Raw genomic sequence first — 217 nt, 5'->3', positions numbered from 1 at the left:
GCTCGAGGCCCATGCGTCGCAGCACCTCGCGTCCACTACCGCGGACGTAGATGTTCTGGCCGCCCAGGCGCAGCTGCGGACTGCGCTCGACGCCGACGACGTCGTAACCGGCTTTGTCGAGCCAGTAGGCGACAGTGGGGGCGGCGATGCTGGCACCGGTGACGAGCACGCGTTGGGTCATCGGGCGGGAATGGCCGGGCGGCAGGTTCTTCAATCC

The 217-nt window shown here is 68.7% G+C and carries 1 pseudogene; it reads right to left on the bottom strand.

Annotation, left to right across the window (positions count from 1 at the left end):
• Positions 1-181: pseudogene (locus QM588_RS25665) on the bottom strand (FAD-dependent monooxygenase); the annotation flags it as partial.
• Positions 182-217: the final 36 nt, after the last annotated feature.

This window comes from Rhodococcus sp. IEGM 1354 (assembly GCF_030056855.1).
Taxonomy (GTDB): domain Bacteria; phylum Actinomycetota; class Actinomycetes; order Mycobacteriales; family Mycobacteriaceae; genus Rhodococcoides.
Note: the sequence above shows the minus strand (reverse complement) of the source record. Positions and strands in the feature narration are given on the sequence as shown.